The 22,392-nt window shown below is 37.4% G+C and carries 20 protein-coding genes; 12 read left to right on the top strand and 8 right to left on the bottom strand.

Going from position 1 to position 22,392, the window contains the following annotated elements; genetic code table 11:
- Nucleotides 1-298 precede the first annotated feature (298 nt).
- Nucleotides 299-922: an acetate uptake transporter gene (locus tag IQ283_RS20165; RefSeq protein ID WP_408962612.1), complete on the bottom strand. Its 624-nt coding sequence runs from the start codon at nt 920-922 to the stop codon at nt 299-301.
- Nucleotides 923-1,301: 379 nt separating this feature from the next.
- On the opposite strand from IQ283_RS20165, the gene IQ283_RS20160 reads away from it, so the two are divergent.
- Nucleotides 1,302-2,369 (top strand): branched-chain amino acid aminotransferase, encoded by a 1,068-nt coding sequence (locus tag IQ283_RS20160; RefSeq protein ID WP_194221849.1) that lies wholly within the window; start codon nt 1,302-1,304, stop codon nt 2,367-2,369.
- A 41-nt stretch (nt 2,370-2,410) separates the two neighbouring features.
- Here IQ283_RS20160 and IQ283_RS20155 read toward each other — a convergent pair whose 3' ends face one another.
- The 3 genes from IQ283_RS20155 to IQ283_RS20145 all read right to left on the bottom strand — a co-directional run bounded on the left by IQ283_RS20155 (nt 2,411) and on the right by IQ283_RS20145 (nt 7,268).
- A complete protein-coding gene (locus tag IQ283_RS20155; RefSeq protein WP_194221848.1) occupies nt 2,411-4,795 on the bottom strand; it encodes a penicillin acylase family protein in 2,385 nt (794 codons plus the stop codon).
- Nucleotides 4,796-5,774: 979 nt separating this feature from the next.
- The gene (locus IQ283_RS20150; RefSeq protein WP_194221847.1) at nt 5,775-6,101 is read right to left on the bottom strand and encodes a DUF1516 family protein; all 327 of its coding nucleotides are present in this window, start codon (nt 6,099-6,101) and stop codon (nt 5,775-5,777) included.
- A gap of 18 nt (nt 6,102-6,119) precedes the next feature.
- Nucleotides 6,120-7,268: an MFS transporter gene (locus IQ283_RS20145; RefSeq protein WP_194221846.1), complete on the bottom strand. Its 1,149-nt coding sequence runs from the start codon at nt 7,266-7,268 to the stop codon at nt 6,120-6,122.
- 129 nt (nt 7,269-7,397) lie between these two features.
- On the opposite strand from IQ283_RS20145, the gene IQ283_RS20140 reads away from it, so the two are divergent.
- The 6 genes from IQ283_RS20140 to IQ283_RS20110 all read left to right on the top strand — a co-directional run bounded on the left by IQ283_RS20140 (nt 7,398) and on the right by IQ283_RS20110 (nt 11,914).
- Nucleotides 7,398-7,937, top strand: a complete 540-nt coding sequence (locus IQ283_RS20140) for a PadR family transcriptional regulator (protein WP_194221845.1) — start codon at nt 7,398-7,400, stop codon at nt 7,935-7,937.
- A gap of 29 nt (nt 7,938-7,966) precedes the next feature.
- Nucleotides 7,967-9,595, top strand: coding sequence for an ABC1 kinase family protein (locus IQ283_RS20135; protein ID WP_194221844.1), 1,629 nt, complete (start codon nt 7,967-7,969; stop codon nt 9,593-9,595).
- On the top strand, nt 9,595-9,777 hold the full coding sequence (locus IQ283_RS20130) for a hypothetical protein (RefSeq protein ID WP_194221843.1): 183 nt from the start codon (nt 9,595-9,597) through the stop codon (nt 9,775-9,777). Before IQ283_RS20135 ends, IQ283_RS20130 begins: the two co-directional genes overlap by 1 nt.
- A 481-nt stretch (nt 9,778-10,258) precedes the next feature.
- The gene (locus tag IQ283_RS20120) at nt 10,259-10,537 is read left to right on the top strand and encodes a hypothetical protein (RefSeq protein WP_194221841.1); all 279 of its coding nucleotides are present in this window, start codon (nt 10,259-10,261) and stop codon (nt 10,535-10,537) included.
- 77 nt (nt 10,538-10,614) lie between these two features.
- The gene (locus tag IQ283_RS20115; protein WP_194221840.1) at nt 10,615-11,334 is read left to right on the top strand and encodes an alpha/beta fold hydrolase; all 720 of its coding nucleotides are present in this window, start codon (nt 10,615-10,617) and stop codon (nt 11,332-11,334) included.
- Between the two features lie 142 nt (nt 11,335-11,476).
- On the top strand, nt 11,477-11,914 hold the full coding sequence (locus IQ283_RS20110; RefSeq protein ID WP_194221839.1) for a GNAT family N-acetyltransferase: 438 nt from the start codon (nt 11,477-11,479) through the stop codon (nt 11,912-11,914).
- 142 nt (nt 11,915-12,056) lie between these two features.
- On the opposite strand, the gene istB is transcribed toward IQ283_RS20110, so the two are convergent.
- The 3 genes from istB to istA all read right to left on the bottom strand — a co-directional run bounded on the left by istB (nt 12,057) and on the right by istA (nt 14,388).
- Nucleotides 12,057-12,821, bottom strand: a complete 765-nt coding sequence (gene istB, locus IQ283_RS20105) for an IS21-like element helper ATPase IstB (protein ID WP_194221838.1) — start codon at nt 12,819-12,821, stop codon at nt 12,057-12,059.
- Nucleotides 12,818-13,369, bottom strand: a complete 552-nt coding sequence (locus tag IQ283_RS24230; RefSeq protein WP_242057400.1) for a hypothetical protein — start codon at nt 13,367-13,369, stop codon at nt 12,818-12,820. Before IQ283_RS24230 ends, istB begins: the two co-directional genes overlap by 4 nt.
- A 110-nt stretch (nt 13,370-13,479) precedes the next feature.
- Nucleotides 13,480-14,388, bottom strand: coding sequence for an IS21 family transposase (istA, locus tag IQ283_RS24225; protein WP_242057399.1), 909 nt, complete (start codon nt 14,386-14,388; stop codon nt 13,480-13,482).
- Between the two features lie 560 nt (nt 14,389-14,948).
- Between istA and IQ283_RS20095 the strand changes: the two genes are divergently transcribed.
- The 5 genes from IQ283_RS20095 to IQ283_RS20075 all read left to right on the top strand — a co-directional run bounded on the left by IQ283_RS20095 (nt 14,949) and on the right by IQ283_RS20075 (nt 21,378).
- On the top strand, nt 14,949-16,442 hold the full coding sequence (locus tag IQ283_RS20095; RefSeq protein ID WP_194221837.1) for a peptide MFS transporter: 1,494 nt from the start codon (nt 14,949-14,951) through the stop codon (nt 16,440-16,442).
- Between the two features lie 1,326 nt (nt 16,443-17,768).
- Nucleotides 17,769-18,461: a MerR family transcriptional regulator gene (locus IQ283_RS20090; RefSeq protein ID WP_194221836.1), complete on the top strand. Its 693-nt coding sequence runs from the start codon at nt 17,769-17,771 to the stop codon at nt 18,459-18,461.
- A gap of 45 nt (nt 18,462-18,506) precedes the next feature.
- Nucleotides 18,507-18,995: a hypothetical protein gene (locus tag IQ283_RS20085; RefSeq protein ID WP_194221835.1), complete on the top strand. Its 489-nt coding sequence runs from the start codon at nt 18,507-18,509 to the stop codon at nt 18,993-18,995.
- A gap of 114 nt (nt 18,996-19,109) precedes the next feature.
- Entirely contained in the window at nt 19,110-19,646 is a 537-nt protein-coding gene (locus tag IQ283_RS20080) for a hypothetical protein (protein WP_194221834.1), read from the top strand.
- A gap of 241 nt (nt 19,647-19,887) precedes the next feature.
- Nucleotides 19,888-21,378, top strand: a complete 1,491-nt coding sequence (locus IQ283_RS20075) for a helix-turn-helix domain-containing protein (protein ID WP_194221833.1) — start codon at nt 19,888-19,890, stop codon at nt 21,376-21,378.
- 79 nt (nt 21,379-21,457) lie between these two features.
- Here the strand turns inward: IQ283_RS20075 and IQ283_RS20070 are convergent, their stop codons facing one another.
- Complete coding sequence (locus IQ283_RS20070; RefSeq protein ID WP_194221832.1) at nt 21,458-22,348, bottom strand: fructose bisphosphate aldolase; 891 nt, start codon at nt 22,346-22,348, stop codon at nt 21,458-21,460.
- Between the last annotated feature and the right edge of the window lie 44 nt (nt 22,349-22,392).

The raw sequence follows: 22,392 nt of genomic DNA, 5'->3' as shown, positions 1-22,392 counted from the left end.
ATATACATATTGCGTTAAAATGATTTGGAGAGAATCAATTCACTTATCCTGGCTTAGGTGAAAAGAGATAATAGAGTTTTTTATAGTTAATCACTAATGAAGTTTACATAATGATATTATGGTTGATATAGAAGCGTGATAAGGGGGAAGTTCGCAGTGAAGGAGATAGGTGATACAACTCATTTTATTAGAACTTGATTCGCATTAAGGCAATTCAAAGGCTCCATGATCTTCATAAATCTTTATAAATTATAAAAGAGACAGATGAATCTAGATTCATCTGTCTCTTTACGTGATACTAAGCTTGTTTGAAAATACCGAATGGTTTGCCAATCGGGAGTGTGACTTTGCCAAAGTGAGTATTCAAAACACTCGCAGCTGAGCCATAGAAGCTTAAAATAGCAATGCAGAACTCAGCAATGGCGGCTAAGAAGTGCATGCCTTCAGGGAAAATACCTAAAGTGGAGAATGTGAGTCCGATAAATAAGAAATCAATAAAGACAAAAATATAGAAAAGTACTTTATGTGTTTCCATAGCTCCAACTGTCATGAAGACACTGAAGATCAAATAGCCGATGTATGCAATGCCTAATTGCTTTGGATCCACAGCGGCAGCCGCAGCGTCTCCAAAGACACCGAATTCAATTAACCATGACGTTCCTACTCCAAGCCAAAACAGTCCAAAAGCTGCGAAGGCTGTCGTACCAAATGTATTATTGTGCTTTGCATCTAGAAAACTAGCGATCAGCTGTGCAATGCCCCCTAGAAAAATCGCCCAAGGGAGTACAAATGAGACGCCATCTGTCCAACCAAGCTTGGCTGATGATGCAACAAGCGTTACCATAGCAAGCCCGAATAATCCAATAGCGGATGGATCAGCTGTAACCATTTGCACGCGTTGAGTATTTTGTGTTTGATTCATGATGAGACCTCCTAATAAACATACTTGACTAATTTACATAAAAATCGCCTCTCTTGCAATAGCAAATATTAAAAGGCATTATCTGAACTGGTTGTTATTCTGGTTAAAAACATTGCTATTGTTCACTCGAAATCGCTTACAGTAAAAGGTGAAAAAAGTGTGATTCAAATGCTGACCAGCAGGACCGGAAAGCTAGAATTTGTATGAAATGATAGAGCTAGGTGTTAAAAACTGAATTTTTTTACCTTTCTGCACTATAAAGCTTTAATTCAGTAGAGTTTGGCAGTACAATAGATGAATAGTTAATCTACTGCCTTCATGTGGAAGGAGTATGAATTCATTATCATAACCACTTTCAAGAGAGTAAGGAGTCCTGGCCATGAGTACAGATTTAGAAATTGTGAAAAGCACTAATTTGAAAGCGAAGCCTGAGAAAGATCAAATTCCTTTTGGAAGAACGTTCACAGATCACATGTTTGTAATGGATTATGAAACTGAAAAAGGGTGGTTTGAACCTCGCATCATTCCATATGAGCCAATCACTCTTGATCCTGCTGCAATGATTTTTCATTACGGTCAAACCGTTTTTGAAGGGTTAAAAGCCTATCGTGCTGATAATCGAATTTTATTGTTTAGACCTGAGAAAAATTTACAGAGACTGAACCTTTCAAGTGAACGTTTAAGCATTCCACATATTGATGAAGAGCGTGTAATGGGCTATCTTAAGGAATTAATTAGCTTGGAGCAAGATTGGGTTCCTTCAACACCTGGAACGTCTCTTTATGTACGTCCTTATATTATTGCAACGGAACCAAATCTATCTGTTGCCCCTTCCCACACATACAAATTGATGATTATTCTCTCACCAGTAGGGTCGTATTTCTCAGGAGGGTTAACTCCAGTGAAAATTAGCGTAGAGGATAAATTTACAAGAGCTGTTAAAGGTGGAACGGGTATGGCCAAAACGGCTGGTAACTACTCATCTGCATATCAAGCGCAAGCGAAAGCATATAAAGATGGAAATGCTGATGTTCTCTGGTTGGACGGGGTAGAGAAGCGTTACATCGAAGAAGTGGGAAGCATGAACATCTTCTTTAAAATAAATGGGGAAGTTGTGACACCTGAATTAAACGGTAGCATTCTCCACGGCATTACGCGAATGTCGGTTATTGAATTGTTAAAGAAATGGGATATCCCTGTTACGGAAAGAAAAGTTTCCATTGAAGAGCTGTACGAGCTATCTCAAAAAGGGCAGCTTGAAGAAGCATTTGGAACAGGAACGGCCGCTGTTATCTCCCCTGTAGGTGAATTAAACTGGGCTGGTAAGAAAATGGTCATCAATGATCATGAAATTGGGGAACTGTCTCAAAAGCTTTATGATACAATTACAGGAATTCAAACTGGAAAATTAGAAGATACGCAGAATTGGACCGTTTCTGTAAAATAAAAATGCTAAAAGGCTCTCTCATTGACTGAGAGAGCCTTTTGTTATGGTTTTAGAATGAGGTGCTGTGCATTTTCTTGATAATCATTCATCTTTGTTTCATGATATTCTCCTTCAACCCAATCCGTAATTTGATTATCATACCATTTACTAAAAACGAAGCCGGACTGACCTGGTGAAATGACATTGTAGCTTGTTTGAATGTTTGATAAATCAGTAACGCCTCTCCATGGTGCACCATGAGTTACAAGTCCAGTTGTCGTGTTCCATCCAGCAGCACCTACCGTAACGCGGCTGCCACCCATTGCATTTACATCAGGGTTAAAAAGGAGGTTTAACGGTTTAATCGCACCTAGGGGATGTTCAAATGGTACCGCATGGAACGTACCCCATGCCCATTTTTCTGGTGTACGCCCTTGTAAATCAACTGCTCTCGCAACTGCAGCCTGATAAGATTCAGTGACTAAGGATGTAAACCCTCCAGACTTCTTTATCCATGCCCCTTCATCCCCGCTTGCAGCTCGTCTTATGAGCTGGTCAACCACCTGGCTTTTACCATCAAAAAGCGGCATCATCTCTTTTTCAATTTTTCCATCAAAAAGAACTTTCTCCATTTCTACTAACCAGAGGTGAAAGAGTAGGGGAGCAGCTTCATCTCTACCATCAATATAATTCCATTCATTAAGGACAGATAGCGCCTCTTTTTCAACAGATGTTAAGTTTTCACTGTTAAGTTCCTCTATGAGAAGAGGAGTAAATTCTTTTCCCTGCAAATTCACGAAATCATTTTGTAGATCCATCATGTCTTTTGGTTCAAGTTCATCGCTTTCAAGCAAAACTTCTCGAATGCGATCTTGACGATAAGGTTGCGCCCATGTATGTGTGATGTGATATGGGTAGTCTTCCGTTGTGATTTTATTATTTGCTGTTGAAATGAAGCCTTCGTCAGGATTAACAATTGTGGGAAGCTCTTCCCATGGGATATAACCTTCCCATTCATATTCATCGTTCCATCCAGGGACTGGCACCATGCTGTCACCATTTTTGCGAATAGGAATTAATCCATTCGCCCGGTAGGCAATCGTGCCGTCAGTAGAAGCAAAAACGAAATTCTGAGCGGGTGTATGAAAAGAGGTTAAGGCACTTTTGAATTCTTCCCAGTTAGATGCTTTATCCATCATTAGAACGGCCTCAAGCTCGCTAGAGGGATCAAGGGCTGTCCACCTTAAAGACAATGCAGTATCAGGTTGGTCGTCATAAGCAAATTCAGAGAGAATCGGCCCGTGGCGCGTAATAACGACTTCATATGGAATTGGTTCACTATCTTTTACAAGAATGCTTTCATCTATAACTTCTGCTTTCTCCCATTCATCATTATATTGAAATTCAGTCGGATTATCAGGATTTCTTTTCTCAATATAAAGATCTTGAACATCAGGACCAACATTGGTAACGCCCCAGGCAATGGAGTCATTTCGTCCAACGATAATACCTGGCACACCAGCAAAGATAACGCCACTTACATTATATTCAGGTGAATTTAAGTGAGTTTCATACCATATCGGTGGGGTACCAAGACCCAGGTGAGGATCATTGGCTAGAAGCGGTTGTCCCGAAGCGGTTTTATCTCCAGAAACGACCCAATTGTTACTCCCATTATATTGATCTGGGATTACTGATTTCGCAAAGCTTTTTGACATATCAAGGTTACTTTCCTTAATTTCTTGAATCACAGTTGAGGCTTCTTCAGGGTAACTTGGGAACAAGTCCACGGCTTCTTCTTCTGAGAAATTCTGCAGAAGATAATAACGAAAGGCTTGACCTTCCCAATGTCCTCCAAGATCAAAAGCCATATATTTACCGATTGTAAGAGAATCGATTGGATCCCACTCATTAGGCTCATAACCCGCAAGTGTAAATTCAAGTGGTAATGAGTTTTCTTCTTTTGCTTGAGCCATATAGGCATTCACACCATCAGCATACCATTGAAGAATTTGTTTCGCTTCCTGAGAGTAGGCATCAAATGAATCTTCTGCAGCTCTTCTTAAACCAAGCGTTCGAAAGAACTTGTCCTTATCAATTGTTGATTCACCAATGACTTCACTAAGCGTTCCGGAAGCTTGCCGACGACTCAAGTCCATTTGAAACATGCGATCTTGTGCCGTGACAAATCCCTGAGCCATAAAGAGATCTTTAGTAGAGGAGGCTTCAATATGAGGAATACCCGGCTCATCTCGATATATGGAAACAGATTCCTCCAAGCCTAATAGGATAATTTCCCCCTTTGTCTTAGGAGCTGTGTTTTGAACAAACCAGAAGCTTACAGCGATAGCAATGACCAGTAAAAGTGAAAAACCCCCAAGCAGATAATACGGCCATTTCCTCCTTTGGATCTTAACGTGCTTTTCAGGTGTAACAACCGTGCTCATAACGTCCCCCATTTCATTTTAACTATATATTACCATAATTACCTTGAATGATAACGCTTTCTTTTGGCGTGGAAGGGTATTAAGGCGATAGACAAAAGATAGGTAATAGAGGTGTGATTGAACCGATCACGAACCAAATCAAAATAATAAATTTATGTATAAACCTAAATAATTGGACCCCTTAGTTACATTACAATTACTGTTGATGATTTCGGATCAGTGTGTATGATACGAATTAAATTTTTGGTTTGATTAAAATGAATAAGATAGAAAATTACTGAGTATGGCGAAGAAAAAACATCCAAAATATGTTAATATCAGCATTGGATAGTAATTGAGTGATGTTCGACAATCGGATAGGTTTATGGAAGACTCAGTTTCGAAATAATTAGAGTGATTTAATGGAAAAAATAACGTTGAGCATATGGATGTTTTTTGAAATAATGGTTTCTAGTTAGGGTTTTAATGAAATATGAGTAGCACCTTTCAAACAGTATGAGTATCTTGTATTTCGGATCAATTCTGTTAGGATAAGAAAGTTGATTTTAAAAAGGGGATAGAAATGACTCAATTATGGAGGGCTTTTGGAAACTTGTTTCCTTTATTTTTCGTTATTGCTATAGTAGTTGGTGCTGTGGGCTATTTTGTAAGTAAGAAGAGTAATCTTGCTTGCTAATAAATTCTTTAGTTGGACTAAGCACAGTTGGGGTATTATTGGTCACTCTTTATCCCAGATATTACGGGTCTGAATTTCCAAGAGTTGTGAATTTAGTACCTTTTGTTGAAATGTATGATATGATATTCCATTCTGTAAAGATTTCCAGGAATGATGGTTAAGTAAGTCACGAAAGGTGTTAGTATTGAAAACTTTCTTTTTCATAACCTTTTCCTTTCAGGTTAATAATGTTCTGATAATAAATGAGTAAAAAAAGGACGTCCAATTTCAACGCCCTTCATCTTTCTCTGACTATATCAACTATTAAAATGTAATCAAATTAAACCCTATCAGTAGTACTAAAATAAGTAAAAAAACAAACAGGATCCAAATAGGATATGAAGATTTTCCTTTCTTCTTTCTGGCAAGTAAGGTTTCCATTGTTCCAATCATGAATATAGCTAATAATCCTTTGGTTATATAAATGCCGGGAAACTGAAATTGTACGAGCATAATAATTCCTGTAGTAAGCATGACCAGGTAGCTGATTCGTAACAATATCTTCAGAATGGTGTTCTTTCGTAATGTAATTGACAAAATAAACAATATAACAACTAGTAACCAAGTACTGGCATGGATAGAATAAAACATAAGAATATAATCTCCTTTTTATATAGTGTTCGCCTGTATTTCTTTCTTTTCAAAGGCGATAATTAGCGTAACGCTTAAAATACCTAGTAGACTCGCGGTTAAAAAAGTAGCTAGTGTATGCATTTCAAAAATCCATGTGAAGATCACAGGACCAAGAACTCTCCCTAAACTGTCTAGTGAAAAGCTCGTTCCCGTGGCAGCTCCGTGCTGCGGCGTTTTTTTTGTGATGAGGGAGATTGTGCAAGTCCTAACTAGGGCATTCCCAGCGGTAAAGATAACTAGAAATAAACACGCATACCAAAGATTGAAGGACAAAGGCATAAGCAACAAGCCCCCAGCACTAACGACTTGTCCCATGATAATCCAATGGGTTTCGGTTCCATCTTTAATCTTCTGCATAACCCCACCTTGAATAGCCGCATCTATCAAACCACTAATCATAAATAATAAGCCTACCTGAAATGGTGTAATGTCAATCCTTTTAATCTGATAGACTTGAAAGGTTCCCTCTAGTCCGGCCAATAGAAGAGTTGCCACAAAGGAAAATACGAATAACGGAAGGAGATTCCCTGTGAGTTGTTCTTTTAATGACATGGATTGTTCTTTTGATTCTTGCTCAGGTTTTGATTCCTCAAGCATTAAGAACGTAAAAATTCCGGTGAGTGCCATTAATAGTGCTGAAATGTAAAAAGGGAAGGATAAACTCACTTTGCTCAGCAGTCCACCTATAGCTGGTCCAAAAATAAATCCTAAACCAATGGACATGCCTACAAATCCCATGTATTGGTTTCGATTTTCATTTGTAGTTATGTCCGCCACGTAAGACATACTCCCTGTATATAGAGCTCCAGCGAATAAGCCGCCAATAATCCTTGATACATAGAGTACCGTCAATTGGTCGATAAACATCGCAAACATTAGAAAACTAATGGTAAAGCCTAACAGACCGACTAAAAGTACTTTACGCCTTCCTATTCGATCCGAAATCGATCCCCACAGACGAGCTGTAAGAAAAGAAGCTAAAGAATACACCGCCAACAACCACCCGATGTGAATGGCGCTCCCATTCATTTTGTTGATTAATTCTGGAATCACGGGAATAATGATTCCAAAACCGATGTAAACGAAAAATTGGATGACCGTTAATAACCCTATAGTTTTTTTCATATCCAAATCACCCCCCTGGATGTTAAAATAGACATATGTCATTATGAACATATATCATGTTAAAGCGTTATGGGCTTGAATACAAGAGTGAAGATTAATGAAATGTGAACTTTTTAAGGAGATGATGGAATGACATTAAGGTATGCTTTATTAGGGTTATTAACTCGAAAATCACAAACTGGTTATGAACTTTATCAGACATTTAAGCAACAACTCATTTATGTTTGGAGTTCAACGCATTCACAAATATATAAAGAACTGAACCTTATGGAAAAGCATGGGTTGATCACATATCAATGGATTTATCAGAAAGGAAGTCCAAATAAGAAACAATACACCATTTCATATGAAGGTGAAAAAAAGCTGGCGGAATGGATTGTTCATGAACAGAATCGACCACTTAAAATGAAAGATCAATTCTTAATAAAAGCTGCTTCTTTTCCAGTTATCTCTAAAAATGAGGCTATTCAATTATTGGAAGAAGTAAAACAGCGAGAGTACGACGTGTACCTCCAAACGAAAAAATGGAAAGAAGAAACATTTCCAAATGCTCCCTCTCATAAAAAAACAGGGGAATACATCACAGCAGAATTCGGGATCCGTTACGCAAAAATGTATGTCGATTGGTGCGATTGGGCCATGGAAGTAATTAAACAGGTGGACGAGTAAAGGTATAACTAGATGGAGGTAAATAGGAAATGTGGAGTCGATTGCGAGAAATTTTTAATACGTTTGCGAAGTATGGTTTAACCCATCTTTTAAACAGGTTTGGCATTCGTGGTTCACAAAAAGATCAGGCTCAATCCCTGGATGAATTCCAAGAAGGGCGTCTATTGAAAGAAGCTTTGGAAGAATTAGGACCTGTTTTTATAAAATTAGGACAATTTTTAAGTTTGAGGAAAGACTTATTATCTGAGTCGTGGCGCCTTCCCTTAATGGATTTGCAAGATCAGTCTAAACCTCACCCAATGGAAGACGTTATTGAAACCCTAGAAAAGGAATTCAAACAACCTTATCAGCAATGGTTATGTCAGTTAGATCCAATTCCTTTAGGAACAGCTTCTTTGGGGCAAGTGCACCTAGCTAAGCTTTCCGGTGGGCGCAAGGTGGCCATCAAAGTAAAACATGTAAAAAATGAAACCATTGAAAGAGACCTTGAAGTCTTATCATTTCTGTCTAAACAAGCAGAGAAGCGTTCCCAAATCGCTGCAACATTTCGTTTGGTAGATGTTTTTCAAGAGTTTTCCGAGAGCTTACGACAGGAACTGGATTATAAAAAAGAAGGGGAGGCAATGCGTAAGTTAGATAGTGATCTAACTCAAGAAATGGTATCCATTCCATCCCCAATTATGAAATGGACGACCGAACAATGCCTTACTATGGAATATGTTGAGGGACGGAAGCTATCTACTGTTTACGTAAACCATTTAGGACTAGAGACCAAAAAAGATATGGCCCAAGTTCTTACAACGTATCACTTCCAACAGATATTCATACACGGGCGCTTTCATGCCGACCTACATCCCGGAAACTTACTGTACCACCGGGACAAGAACAAAATTTTCATTATTGATTTTGGTAACATTGGCTATTTATCGCCATCTGTACATGATTTCTTAAAAAGGATACTAATGAGTTTATATGATCAGGATTCGTATCGATTAGCAAAAGGCATAAGTGAACTTCCAAGGGAGGGGGAAATGAATTTCCCTCTGCTTCATAAAGATATGGATCGATGGTTAAATCGATATATAGACCTTCCTGTTCAAAAACTTTCTCTTGGAGAAATGTTTTATGATTTATTTGAGCTAGTGTCCACTCATCGCTTTGAGGTTCCTTCGGCATTATTTGTCGTAGGTCAATCGTTATTGAAGCTTGAATATACGATCCAAACCTTAGACCCTGAACTGAATCTTGAACAAGTGATTCAACCCATCGGAGAAGAATTAATTAAAGCTGAAGTAGAAAATTCATCACTATCCAAGCATCTAAGGAATTGGGGAGGAGATATGCAGCACCTGTTTCTACGTTCTCCACAACATATTCATTCAATCATGAAGAAGGTCGATGAGGGATCCTTTCAATTAAAATTCGGTTTAAAGCCAGAGGAAAAGCTTGTGAAGAGAATTGAAAAGATGGTAAACCGCGTGGTCCTTAGTGTCATAATGTTATCCTTTTCCTTGATGATTAGTTCTGTTTTCGTTGGACTTACTTTAAGTGGGAACATCTCATCCACTCATATAGAGCGGTTAGGAATTTCTATGGCTGTTGTTGTTACCACTTTACTTTGTGTGGTAATTGGTAACATGTGGTGGAGAAGAAATTAATGATTGCTGCACCTCATCTACAAAAAAGTTTCCATAATACTCGTTATGAACAGAAAGTCAGTGTGGTGGGTGGAATCGAAAATGAGGTTCAAAAAAATATAAGCTTGATCTATGAAGGGCTAATGGTACCAGAGCTTAATTTAGGTGTAGTTTTATTATTGATTCCAATTAATTTATCTTGATCTCGAGTGTTCAAGAAACGGGGAGCTTATCTGTAATAAGATAAGCTCTTTTATATGTGAAGTAAAGATTGAGTTCTGTTTGCAGATTTGAAATAATTGGTATTAAAAACTGGTGGCAGGAGATTGGAGTAATTTTAGACAATATTATGAAATATGTTGGGGAGGATTTGAAGGAGGTTTTTATGTTTCAAACGCTTATGTGGATTTCATTAATTTTAGTTTTGTTTGCAATAGTGACTATTTACAAGTACAAAAAATCAATAAAATCGAAAAAGCAATGGGAAGGCAAAAATCCACTTGAAAGAACTAAGTCAATAGAGGAACTCCGACAGAATGAGAATAAATATCGGAATGCTAACGGAGGCTTTTAGGTAGGCTGCTTTAGTGTACGCCTTGCTCAACAATCTCGGAGCGTTTGCGTAATAGAAAGTAAGCTCTCTAAGTTTAATGAAGAAAGAATTTTAGAGGGAGGAGACTTGAAATGACAAAAAAGTATTACTCCATTTTGTCTGGAGTTTTCTTTATAATGGCTGTTTTCCCAATAGTAGCTGGTTTAACAAATTGGGGTAATGAATTATATGTTGCTGTATTAAATGTAAGCATCTTTTTACCTTTGATTTTAGGCGTTTTAGGATTCATATTTGCTTTGTTTGGTATTAAAGGCAAGGTCAAAGGTAGTCTTGTTCTGCTTAATGTTATAGGCGTATCATTATCTGCTTTTTTAGTATTTATAGCGGTGTATGGTTTCCAACAACCTTAAATTGTGAACTCCAACAATCTCGGAGCGATAGTGTAGTTACACTGAATCTAAAGAAGTAGCTTGGAGGGTTTAAGACTATGGACGATTTTTGTACCTTGGGTGAAGCTGGCATAGATCTCTATTATGAGTATGATGAAAATTATGATTCAGTGCCAACAGTAGTGTTTGATTCTGGCTATGGTTGGGCACTTGAGAATTGGAAACCGATTAGAGAGCAGGTTTCGAGTTTTGCAAGGATGTTCTTTTATGATCGTGATGGTGTTGGAAAAAGTGAGAAGAGTAATATACCTAAACATAGTTTGCAAATTGTCGATAACCTAAGATTCTTACTTCAAAAAGCAGAGGTCAATCCTCCTTACATATTAGTAGGTCACTCATTTGGAGGGGTTAATGTCCGTTTGTATGCTAGTCAATATCCAGAAGAAGTGAAGGGTGTTATTCTGTTAGATTCGGTACACGAAGACCAAAACCATAAGATGGTCCCTTTGTTTACAGAAGAAGTTCAGGACCAATATTTAGGACAGTTTACTGTAGAATCTTCGCTAAATGAATTTGAAGAAAGTTTAGAACAAGTCCGAGGGACTAATCTTCAAAATATCCCTCTTATAGTAATGACGGGGGGAACACAACCACATCATACAAAGGAATCAATGGCTAAATGGATGGAGTTTCAAAAACAACTTTCATATCTTTCAACTACAAGCAAACACCTGATTGTCAAAGAAGCTGGACACGCTATCCACATTGATAAACCAGTACAGGTAGTAAATGCAATTAGAGATATGATATCTTACTAAACAATCTCGGAGCTTATCTGTAATAAGGTAGGCTCTTTTCTTTAGAAAAAGGATGGATTTATTAGTGTTATTTTGAAATAATTGGTATATCGAGCAGCGAATTTGAAAAAAACTTCCTATATTGGAAGGGTTGAGTTGATAAGTGGACATAAGAAAACCAAATGAGGTAGAAATTGAAAAGATAATAGCACTTTCTCCACAGGCTATATTTGAGGGAACTTTAGGTGAAGCTGAACCAACGATTGAAAAAGCAAAACAACTAGTAGAATCTCTTTTGAAAAAGGGAAGTAATTATTTAATATCAACTGAAAATGATGTAATAACAGGTTGGATTCTTATAGGAGGAAGTAAAGACCAGTTTTCCGATAAGAAACTAGGATTTATTTATGAATTATTTGTGATAGAGGAATGCAGAGGTAAAGGTATTTCAAAACAATTGATTAGTACTGGTATTGAACAATTGAAACAAGAAGGATACTCCGAAATTCGTTTAAGCGTATTTGATGGAAATCAAGCAATTAAGATATATGAAAGTTTAGGCTTTAAGAACAGAACAATTTCTATGAGTATTTCATTATAGATAATACTCTTCCATTATCTCGGAGCGTTTCTGGAAGAGGTGTGTAAGTAATATATCTCTTGAGGTTCTTAAGCCAACGGACACTTTTACCAAACATACGGAAAGCTGTGACCGTCAAGTAGAATGACACAAGTTCTGCTGATTAATTTGAAACACTTTGTTCACCAAAAATCGTTTTTCTATGCTTCATTCTCCAACTGTCTTCATTTAAATGAATAATCTCTACTCGATGTAAGATTCGGTCCAAGATAGCTGTCGTAATCGCTTGGTCGCCCAATAGTTCTCCCCATTCTTTTGGCCCCTTATTTGACGTTAATATGATCGAAGTTTGATTGTATAGGTTGTTAATCAGATGGAAAAACATATTCGCTTCCTGCTTATTCATCGCCATAAACATCAAGTCATCTATGATAACTAAATCTGCTTCTCTAATTCGCTTCATCCTTGTTTTCGATTTCCTCGTGATTTCTTCTGTTTTTAACGCTTGAATAAGATCTCCCATGGTCGTGAAAATCACCTTATAACCTTGATTTAATGCTTCAATACCCAGACCTATCGAAAGGTGGGTCTTTCCGACACCTGGCGGTCCAAGAAAAATAATGTTATAGAGCTGCTCAATCCATGTTAAATCTTTTAATTGATTTAACTTCTTACTACTTAAGGATTTTTGCTCTTTTACGTCATAATCATCGATCGTATTATGGAAAGGGAAGGTAGCCCAATTAAAACGTTTCTCCAGCTGTTTCTCATCTCTGCGATTTTGTTCATAGGTGGCTAGATCTAGGAGAAACTGAGTAAAGGATAAGTCCTTTTTCTCAGCTTCTCTGATCAATTCGGGCAACTGATTTGCCGTCTCAGCTAGTCGTAGAGACCTTAGTAAATCTTGTACTTGCTGGAACTGACTCAATTTGCCTCACCTTCTTCCAATAAAACCGTATAGGTATCTACGTTTCTTTTTTGTGCTTCTGTTTCCATCATCCAACCAGATAAGCTGTTTAATGGCGAAACAATCTCAGCGTTATCATTCGTTGTCTCGTGATCCTGTCGTTGTCGCTGAAGATATAAAATGATATCGCTGAAATCTGTTGCACTGTATAAGTTTCTTTTTATACATTCTTGTAGAGCTGCCGTTAGAATCTGTGCGTTTTGTTGTTTTGTTTCTCTTAGGATCATGTGTAACTGATCGCGAATATATCGTGGATACTTCTCACGAAGTTTATCCAGGTAATTAAATGCCATTGTTGTTTCTTCAAACCGATTAGCTACGTTATCTATAAAGGCATCGATCCCTTTTGTACGATCTCTCGTATGCTGTCGATCTTTCATTAGCTGACCTTTGCCATCCGGGATCTGATGTTTGGCTAGAAGTTCTCCTGTCTCACGGTAATAGATTAAGAGATGTCGATCATCTGTTTCCTTGATGGAGACAGTTTCATATTTATGAAATGTTCCCAATGGAAGAGAGTACCTGTTAGACAAATACCGTATGGTATTGTCCTTACGCACGCTTCTTGTTATACTGTTTTCATAATTGTTTAGGAAATGGACATTTCCTTTGACTGGTCTTAAGTGTTGCTTTTCCAAGGAGAACACTTCGACCGGTCTTTTTTTGTTGTATTGTGGATTTTATAGTTACCTGTTCGATGTAACCACTCCCACCCTTGGTCATTCCACGCCTCAATATTCTGGAACACTCTATGTTTGGCGAAATTGTACTTGATAAACCCGACCACATTTTCGATCTTTCCTTTGCTTTCTGGATCAGCTTTACGACAAACCCGTAGGTTTAATTTCCTCGTTTCTCTATATTGCTGAAACTCTTTCGTCAAAATAAGATCGCCACCATTTTCGCTCACCACTATAAGGCTATCCTGGTCATAAACTAATTCTTTTGGAATTCCACTGAACCCTTGAAACGCATTTTCATGTGCCTGAATGACATCTTGAGTGGTAAATGGTCGATCTAACCATTCCTGATATTTATATCTTGAGTTAGACAAAACAAAGGCAATAAAGTTTAGCTTCATTTCTTTATTATCAGATGTTTTTTGTTTTGTATGACCAAAATCAACTTGAATCTGCTGCCCCATGGGTAAATCAGGTATCGCTTCGTATTCTCTTGGTGACGTTTCTTTCGTTATTTGATAGTCTTTCCGTAACTCTCTTACGAAAGCACGAACCGTGTTCTCACCAACTTTAAGATCTTTGTGCCTCTCAATTAACCAATCTTGTACCTGGGCTGCTGTAAGATCAGGATGCTCATTCAACCAAGATAAGATTAACGCCTTATAAGGGTCTAGAATCTTCTTTCTTGTTTGTAAGGATTCTACCCATACGGCCATATCCGAAGGAGATTTCTTAAGGTGTCGATAGACAGTCGATCTTGATACTCCTAGCTTGTTTGCCACTTTAGACTTACTAAACCCCTGTTTGATTAGCTGTTGAATTTCCATATACATTTCCCACTTATCCACCTTTGTTCGGCCCTCCATTGAACTATGATATAAACTATCTAATCATACAATGGTAGAGCTTTCTATTTAACTGGTATATTAGGGTAAATAAGTGTTTCATCTTATATAGCGAAAACTGTCTACTTTAGTTTAGCAGTCACATATCCACATACTCATACTTGTATCGCTCGATGAGCAATCATGAAAAACAGCGTTAATTCATTCACATAATGATAAAGCAAAGGTATTTGGAGAGAAAGTTACTGCACCATCCCTAAAAAATTTCAAACAAGTCAAATGTTAACGTGACAAACCTAGATCCGGAGATTGAAATGTTATCATGTGTTTTTAAACATAATAAAGTCATGAAAATGAAAATAAGTCTGCCGTTCAAATTGGATGGCGGGCTTATTTTCATTTTCATATTTATTACAGTACCTTAATAAGTTTTTAATTATCTTAAAATAACTTAATATTTGAAATATAAAAAATGTTTTTGTTTATATTAAAGGATTTCAAACTTTTTTTGACTTTATTAAAATATTAAAATATTATAGTAAAGGAATAAGGGAGGTAGTAACATGTCATCAATGAATAAACAGAAAATTGTGGATAGCGTCCCTCAAAAAGGTTTCTTTGGACACCCGAAGGGATTATTCACTTTATTCTTCACGGAATTTTGGGAGCGCTTTTCTTATTACGGAATGCGTGCCATCCTTGTATTCTACATGTACTATGAGGTTTCAGAAGGCGGTTTGGGTCTAGAGCAAAACACAGCTTTAGCAATCATGTCGATTTATGGTTCACTTGTATATATGTCCGGAGTAATCGGAGGCTGGTTGGCAGATAGGATATTCGGAACTTCGAAAGCCGTTTTCTACGGTGGAATATTCATCATGTTTGGTCATATTGCATTATCATTTCCAGGAAGTTTAGCTATGTTCTTTGTTTCCATGGTATTGATCGTTGTGGGAACAGGACTATTAAAACCGAATGTTTCAACTGTGGTTGGAGAGATGTACAGTGAAAGTGATACGCGCCGCGATGCAGCATTCAGTATTTTCTATATGGGTATCAACCTTGGTGCATTCATTGCTCCGCTAATCGTTGGTAAACTTATGGAAACAAAAGGATTCCATTGGGGATTTGCGGTTGCAGCCGTCGGTATGTTCGTAGGTCTTGTTGTATTTATGATTACAAAGAAGAAGAATCTTGGTCTTGCTGGTACTTATGTTCCAAACCCGCTTGCCCCATCTGAGAAAAAGAAATATGGATTAATCGTAGGTTTAGTTTTTGTTGGTCTTACTATCGTTTTAGGTATTACGATTCCTGCGGGCTTATTTACATTAAACGTATTTATTAATTTAGTAGGTATCTTCGGAATCGTCGTTCCAACCATTTACTTTATCGTGATGTACTATAGTCCGAAAACAACGCAAACTGAACGTTCCAGAGTCATCGCTTATATTCCATTATTTATTGCAGCTGTTATGTTCTGGGCAATTCAAGAACAGGGTTCAACCATCCTTGCGGTTTACGCAGATAAGCGAACTGAACTGGAATTCATGGGAATCAGTATATCCCCAGCGTGGTTCCAATCGTTAAACCCTTTATTTATCATTCTATTAGCTCCAGTATTTGCTTGGATGTGGGTGAAACTTGGCAATCGTCAACCGTCGATTCCGAAGAAGTTTTCATTTGGTCTATTGTTTGCCGGTTTATCATTTTTAGTGATACTACTGCCTGTATATTTGGGAGGAGAAGATTCACTAGTAAGTCCATTATGGCTCGTGCTTAGCTATTTTATCGTTGTACTTGGTGAGCTATGCTTATCACCTGTAGGTCTTTCTGCCACAACTAAATTAGCTCCAGAAGCTTTCTCTGCTCAAACTATGAGTCTATGGTTCTTAGCTTCTGCTGCCGCACAAGCATTGAATGCACAACTTGTTCGTTTCTATACACCAGAAACAGAAACGCTGTACTTCGGGGCAATCGGAGGTATGGCAATCATATTGAGTATTGCACTATTCCTACTGTCACCTAAGATTCAGAAATTGATGAAAGGTGTAAAATAATTGATTTAACCCTCTGAATGTTTTCAGAGGGTTTTTATATACTTGAAGGGGAGTGGAATGACTTCTTCAATGCCTGGAAAGTAGAAAAGAACTTCGATTTACAATGGCGTTCCAATTTAACAATTTGAAAAAGTTACAATCAAATGTTCCTTTACCTCTTCTTCTACGATTATCTTTAAGAAGTTAGGCTCCTTTTAACTAATATTAAAGATTGAGTTATGGGTATTTATTTGAAATAATTGGTGTTATAAATTTAGGCAGTTTAGTAAAACAATTTACTTTGCCATCCGTAGATTTAATGCAATTAAAAGTGAAAATTTGTAATGGAGGTATGAATAGTGAAAGTTGAGCTTCTTATATTTGTAATAAGCGTATTTTTAATGCCTTACTTTTTGTTCGCACTCTTTAGTGGCATTAGTAATCAAGAAGGAATTGTATCACTAATCTCCTCAGTTTTTATGTTGTTATTGTTAATTTTTTCTGCAAGCCTTATTGTAATCCATTGGAAAGAGAAAAAAGTGTCGACAGTGTAATACTAAAGGGAAATAAAAAGTAACTAAGCTAACAGGGGAATTAGTTAAATAAGAAAACCAAACAGAACTTCCGTTTTATAGAGGTTCTGTTTTTTCTATAAATATCCACAATATACATTAACAGTGCCTATGATATATAGATTGATTTACTCTATGAGGATGGAAGGTTGAACTCCTTAAGGATCTGGTCAATCAACAGTAGACTCAATACCTCTTCTTCTTCATCCCTATCATGGTGGCGATATTCTGGGGAGGATTCGATCTCCTTAGAAAAAAATCATTGAAGAGAGTTCTGTTCCAAGGGTTCCTATACGTTCTTGTTCCAGCAATATCATTAATTGGACACTTGAATGAGATAAAAGATATTCTTCAGAATTCTGCCTAAAATGTGCACTAAGGGTTTCCTAGTACCATCATCATTTTTACATAAGTATAAAATCAACCTAATGTTTATGAAAGACGACACCTACTAATCCACTACGGAGTTAAGTGTCGTCTTTATTTTGTATAAAAATTATTAGTCATTTCTGCTACATCATATACAACGAAATTAAGTAACTATCTGTGAACCACAAAATGTCGATATCTTTCTCTGAATGAAAAAACGATGGCATGATTCGTGAAATGCTGTTAAACCGTTTCAAAACATTACATCAAACGGGGAGGCTTTGGTAGATTAACGCTATATTTGAGAGTCTATGTCTGTTGATAAGAACCTTTGTCATCTGGCAGGAAAACTGGTGTAGAGGTATGGAATAACTCATTATAAAATCAACGGGGAGGAATGATGAAGATGAATAATACTTTGATGATTTCCAGGGTGGCTTCCATGTTGAACGTGTCTCGTCATACATTGAAATTATGGGAAGAGCAATTTGCTCCGTTTTTAACTATACCACGTGATGAAAATAACGCTCGGACGTATACAATTGGTGATATTGAAGTGCTTCAATTAATTAAAAATATGAAAGAAAGCCATGCCGAAGATGAGGTCATTATTAATGCATTGGATCAACAAGGAAAAGGAATTGAAAATACTCCTGAACCGATTAACAATCCTGCTGATCAGACTGATATTCAATCATCTCTCTCAAAAATTGTCTCCTTTGTTGAATCTGATGAAGTGAAGAAACTATTGAAAATCGATGAAACGGTTAAACGGTTGGAGAAGGATATTGTCCATCAGGTTCATGAAATTGTTCATGAAGAAATCGCGACTGCATCAGATGCTCATGCCACCATTAATCAAATGGAACTCAATTCTATCGGTAAAAAAATCGATAACCTTGCTGATATTTCAGTCGATGAGCGTGAGTTTTATCAATTTGAAGTGACAAAAGAAAGAAAGATCGCTGAAGATCATATGTCAGCTCGAGAAGAAAGACTGATGGCGGTGGTGCAGGATCGCTTCCGTGATGAAAGTAGATCACATGATCCTAAATGGGGCGTTACGAAAATTAAAAATATATTCGGATTTGCGAAATAAGGAATTGTAATAGAGTAGAGAGAAATCCGAATGGGGGAAGATGAAATGGATCAGGTTAAGGTGATGTTTTCCATACTCAGTCTCCTCGTCGCTGCTACATTCGCGGCTCTCTATATTTATATTTTCTCACTGCACACCGAAGTGAATGGTACAAAGGTGAAAGCGAATGATCAAGTGGTATCTGCTGCATCATTCCCGGCGGAATATAAACAAGTGGAAGAGTTTGTCGGAGATTTTCATGCTTTTTACAATCGAACAACAGGCTATGGCATGATTGATCGTCCGATGGACATAGAAGCCCAACAAGTTCAAGCGGATGCTGCTGTAGCTTATATTAATGTGTTTTTAGAAATTGGTGTAGATCATGACGATCTTAAGAAGGACTTAATGGCGATTAAGGCTCTTGCTAGTATAGAGATTACGACGTCAGAGGTTCGAGAAATTCATAGGTATTTTCATGATCTTGATAAAGCGCTGAACAACTACGACCACGAAGATACCTTTGGTGTCACCGTTACTTTAGGAGATCAATAAGATGAACCATTCCACTCATACCGTATAGCCAAAAGCGATATCGATTAGCTTATGAGATATCGCTTTTGTTGCGTTAAAGATCAGTTTCATAATAATAAGGGAGGCTATGTCGTGATGAATACCAGACTAAGATTCATCATACTTGGTCTAGCTACACTAGGTAGCTTGGCCCTTACCATTTATGCCCTATTTTCCATAAACGAAAATGTGCAAACTTCAAGTAAGGAACTTGTATCGCCGGTTTTGGAGGATAGACAAGTTTATTCGAAGGAAGAAATGAAGGATATTGCCTCTCTTCTTCCTGAAAAGACAGATTTCGAAAACGTGAATGCATTTATTGCAGCGAATCATGCCTATTACAATCAGACAACAGGATTTGGAGAAATAACAAATTTGAATACAAATGATCAAACCGATAAAGCTATTGAAATCGTTTCTTATATAAATTTTTATGCAAACAATGAGGAGAAGGATCTTGAAAGAGACCTTCAGGAGATCAAATCCATCGCGCTTCGTTACGTTGAGAATGCAAGTCAAAAGGATGTGCAAATGCTACATCGCTATTTCCATGACCTCGATATTGGGTTAAATGGCTACGGAGCATACGACAAAGTATGGGGTGTCACTGCTGTACTTGGTAAAGGTGAATGAAGAAGTCTTAGACTTATAATGGGGGATAAGGAGGATTGCTAAGTGACTAGCATGTCCTTTTTTGTTTTGTCATAAAAGAGTTTATATGAATGATGAAAAAACATTGTGATATGTGCATTATTTTGACAAAATGAATGATAAAGAAAGTTGAAATAAGTGAATTTTTTAACAAGTGATGATCCGCTGATGATGTAAGGTTGATTAAACGAAATGGTAAGTAAAAAGTAGGTGAGAAAGGTCTATGTACAAACTATTAATTTCAGACCGTGATTCACAAGAACTGAGCGGATTAGAATGGTTGATTTCAAAGTATTCCTTTCCTATTTCCTTATTCATAACTGCGAACCATCTAACAGAAGTGATGACTATGTTAGAAAGGGAATTACCAGACGTGTTTTTCATTGAATTAGATATGATTCCCCGGGGGAAGTGGGGTCTTATGAAAACTTTTATTAACCGGTATGCAGGTGAAGTTATTGCGATGACGGCAGAACCAACGTTTGAACGGGCAAAAGAAGCAATTGAAATCGGTGCAATAGACTTAATTGTGAAACCGCTTTCTCCTCTAGAGGTGAAAACTTCTCTGCAAAAAGCTTTTCGTAATGCTAAAGCGGGAAATAGGAAACTGTCAGGAGAAGAGGCATATGAAAGAGTTTGGTATAAATCATTGTTTATTGATGATCAAGTAAACTATCACTTTCCAGTATATTTAATGAAGTTAGAGAAGAGCGATTATCTTGAGGATTTGCGTCAGTTTATTGATCAATTTGATTTTTATGACAAACCACTTCTCTTTTCAACGAGTGACCGAATCGTTGTTGTGTTTGAGAGTACCATTCCAGATTCAAATAGTCAGGCACAGCGCTTCTTACGGGAGTGGGAGCAGTTGAATGAATCGCCCCTCGTAATAGCCGTGCATCTTGGGAAGTCAGATCTGTCACTACACCAAATTTATATGAAGTTAAAAAAAGTTATGGAAATGGTGTTCTTCACTGGTTATCAACAAATTCTTCGTGCTGATCAAGATGAAGCCTGGGAGGAGATAGATCCATTTTTGACGATTACAGAACAGCGGAAGTGGGTTTTCATGCTAGATGAATTTCGAATAGATGAAATGAAAAAGTGGATGTATGAGCAATTTTATGGAATGGAACCTCCATATCCAGAGCCAGGATTGCTTCGAACACGTTTAACAAGCATTCTTGCTCAAATTCGAAGATTTATGGTTCGAAAAGGGCTGACGGATGTCCGTAATGAAACTTTGTATAAAGAAGTGTTTGAATCGATATTATATAGTTCTGTTCTCTACCGAATTGTACAGGACTTAATATTATTCATCACACAACTTCTTCATCAATTAGCCGATAACCCGCCTTTAAAAAGAAATATCATTGAGGAAACGCTCGCTTACATTGATGAACATTCCAATGATCCTAATCTATCATTAGAAGAAGTAGCTAATCATGTCCTTCGCAATCCAGCTTACCTAAGCCATACATTAACACAAAAATATGGGCGGTCGTTTCGTGAAATATTAACGTATACCCGTATTCAAAAAGCAAAAGAGTTGCTCATTACTACACAAGAAACTATTCAATTCATTGCGCGTGAATCAGGATTTAAGAGCCCGAACTATTTTAGTCGAGTTTTTAAAGAAGTCGCAGGGCAAACTCCAGGAGAGTATCGACGGTTTCAGTCGAATGAACCTGAATTTAAGAAATTCTCCACATAAAAAACGGGTGCGAATACATTCTCGTATTCGCACCCGTTTCATATTGATAAAAGAAATACACTACTATATCTTCTTGTGATTATTTTTTATTAACTGATGCATCATAAATGGAATCCACCGCATTTTGCAACGCTTCATTAAATTCTGCATCAGACTGATTCGCATTTAAATCAGCTGCTAATGCTCTCGAAAAGCTTGCAATCAGACCATCATTTTCTTTCAGTTTTTCATTGGCTTCATCACGAGAATAGCCGCCTGAAAGTGCTACAACGCGAAGAACGCGTGGATGTTCAATCAATTCTTTGTAAGCATTTGCTCGCGTTGGAATTGAAAGCTTTAGCATGACATTTTGATCTTCAGATAAATCATTGAGTTGCTTCATAATTTCATCGCGCAAAATCTCTTCAGATTTCTCTTTGTTTTCACTATGAATATTAACTTCTGGTTCAATAATTGGCATAATATCAGTCGCTAAAATTCGTTTGGCGATTTCAAACTGCTGATCTACGACTGCTTTAATGCCACTTGGATTAGGCTCATGGATGACAGAGCGCATTTTAGTCCCGAAAATCTTTCGCTCAGATGCACGACCTAGCGTTTCATCTAAATCATGAATTGGTTTCATAAGCTGTACGCCATTCTCTTGATCTGCTAGTCCTTTATCCACTTTTAGGAAAGGAACGATCCCTTTGTCTGCAAGAAAGTCTGCTGTATACTTTCCTTCGATTTCGCGATCCATTGTTTGTTCGAATAAGATAGCACCTAGAATTTGATCTCCACTAAAAGCGGGTGAAGTAATAATTCTTGTACGCATTTGATGTACTCGGTCAAACATTTCATCTTCGTTAGAGTAGGAATCTTCAGGAACGCCATATTCTGCGAGCGCCTTAGGAGTACTACCACCACTTTGGTCTAACGCTGCGATAAATCCTTTTCCGTTCTTGATTTTGTCAAATTGACTGTTATTCATGTTCTCCACTCCTTTTTGATTCTAAACTTTAATAAAGCAACCAC

Source organism: Pseudalkalibacillus hwajinpoensis (assembly GCF_015234585.1).
In the GTDB taxonomy this organism is placed as follows: Bacteria; Bacillota; Bacilli; order Bacillales; family Guptibacillaceae; genus Guptibacillus; species Guptibacillus hwajinpoensis_B.
This window is presented reverse-complemented; position numbering and strand designations above follow the sequence as displayed.

Excerpts from the sequence above, each read along its gene's own strand:
- IQ283_RS20165 (WP_408962612.1), bottom strand. The coding sequence starts at position 922 with ATGAATCAAACACAAAATACTCAACGCGTGCAAATGGTTACAGCTGAT.
- IQ283_RS20160 (WP_194221849.1), top strand. The coding sequence starts at position 1,302 with ATGAGTACAGATTTAGAAATTGTGAAAAGCACTAATTTGAAAGCGAAG.
- IQ283_RS20155 (WP_194221848.1), bottom strand. The coding sequence starts at position 4,795 with ATGAGCACGGTTGTTACACCTGAAAAGCACGTTAAGATCCAAAGGAGG.
- IQ283_RS20150 (WP_194221847.1), bottom strand. The coding sequence starts at position 6,101 with ATGTTTTATTCTATCCATGCCAGTACTTGGTTACTAGTTGTTATATTG.
- IQ283_RS20145 (WP_194221846.1), bottom strand. The coding sequence starts at position 7,268 with ATGAAAAAAACTATAGGGTTATTAACGGTCATCCAATTTTTCGTTTAC.
- IQ283_RS20140 (WP_194221845.1), top strand. The coding sequence starts at position 7,398 with ATGACATTAAGGTATGCTTTATTAGGGTTATTAACTCGAAAATCACAA.
- IQ283_RS20135 (WP_194221844.1), top strand. The coding sequence starts at position 7,967 with ATGTGGAGTCGATTGCGAGAAATTTTTAATACGTTTGCGAAGTATGGT.
- IQ283_RS20130 (WP_194221843.1), top strand. The coding sequence starts at position 9,595 with ATGATTGCTGCACCTCATCTACAAAAAAGTTTCCATAATACTCGTTAT.
- IQ283_RS20120 (WP_194221841.1), top strand. The coding sequence starts at position 10,259 with ATGACAAAAAAGTATTACTCCATTTTGTCTGGAGTTTTCTTTATAATG.
- IQ283_RS20115 (WP_194221840.1), top strand. The coding sequence starts at position 10,615 with ATGGACGATTTTTGTACCTTGGGTGAAGCTGGCATAGATCTCTATTAT.
- IQ283_RS20095 (WP_194221837.1), top strand. The coding sequence starts at position 14,949 with ATGTCATCAATGAATAAACAGAAAATTGTGGATAGCGTCCCTCAAAAA.
- IQ283_RS20090 (WP_194221836.1), top strand. The coding sequence starts at position 17,769 with ATGAATAATACTTTGATGATTTCCAGGGTGGCTTCCATGTTGAACGTG.
- IQ283_RS20085 (WP_194221835.1), top strand. The coding sequence starts at position 18,507 with ATGGATCAGGTTAAGGTGATGTTTTCCATACTCAGTCTCCTCGTCGCT.
- IQ283_RS20080 (WP_194221834.1), top strand. The coding sequence starts at position 19,110 with ATGAATACCAGACTAAGATTCATCATACTTGGTCTAGCTACACTAGGT.
- IQ283_RS20075 (WP_194221833.1), top strand. The coding sequence starts at position 19,888 with ATGTACAAACTATTAATTTCAGACCGTGATTCACAAGAACTGAGCGGA.
- IQ283_RS20070 (WP_194221832.1), bottom strand. The coding sequence starts at position 22,348 with ATGAATAACAGTCAATTTGACAAAATCAAGAACGGAAAAGGATTTATC.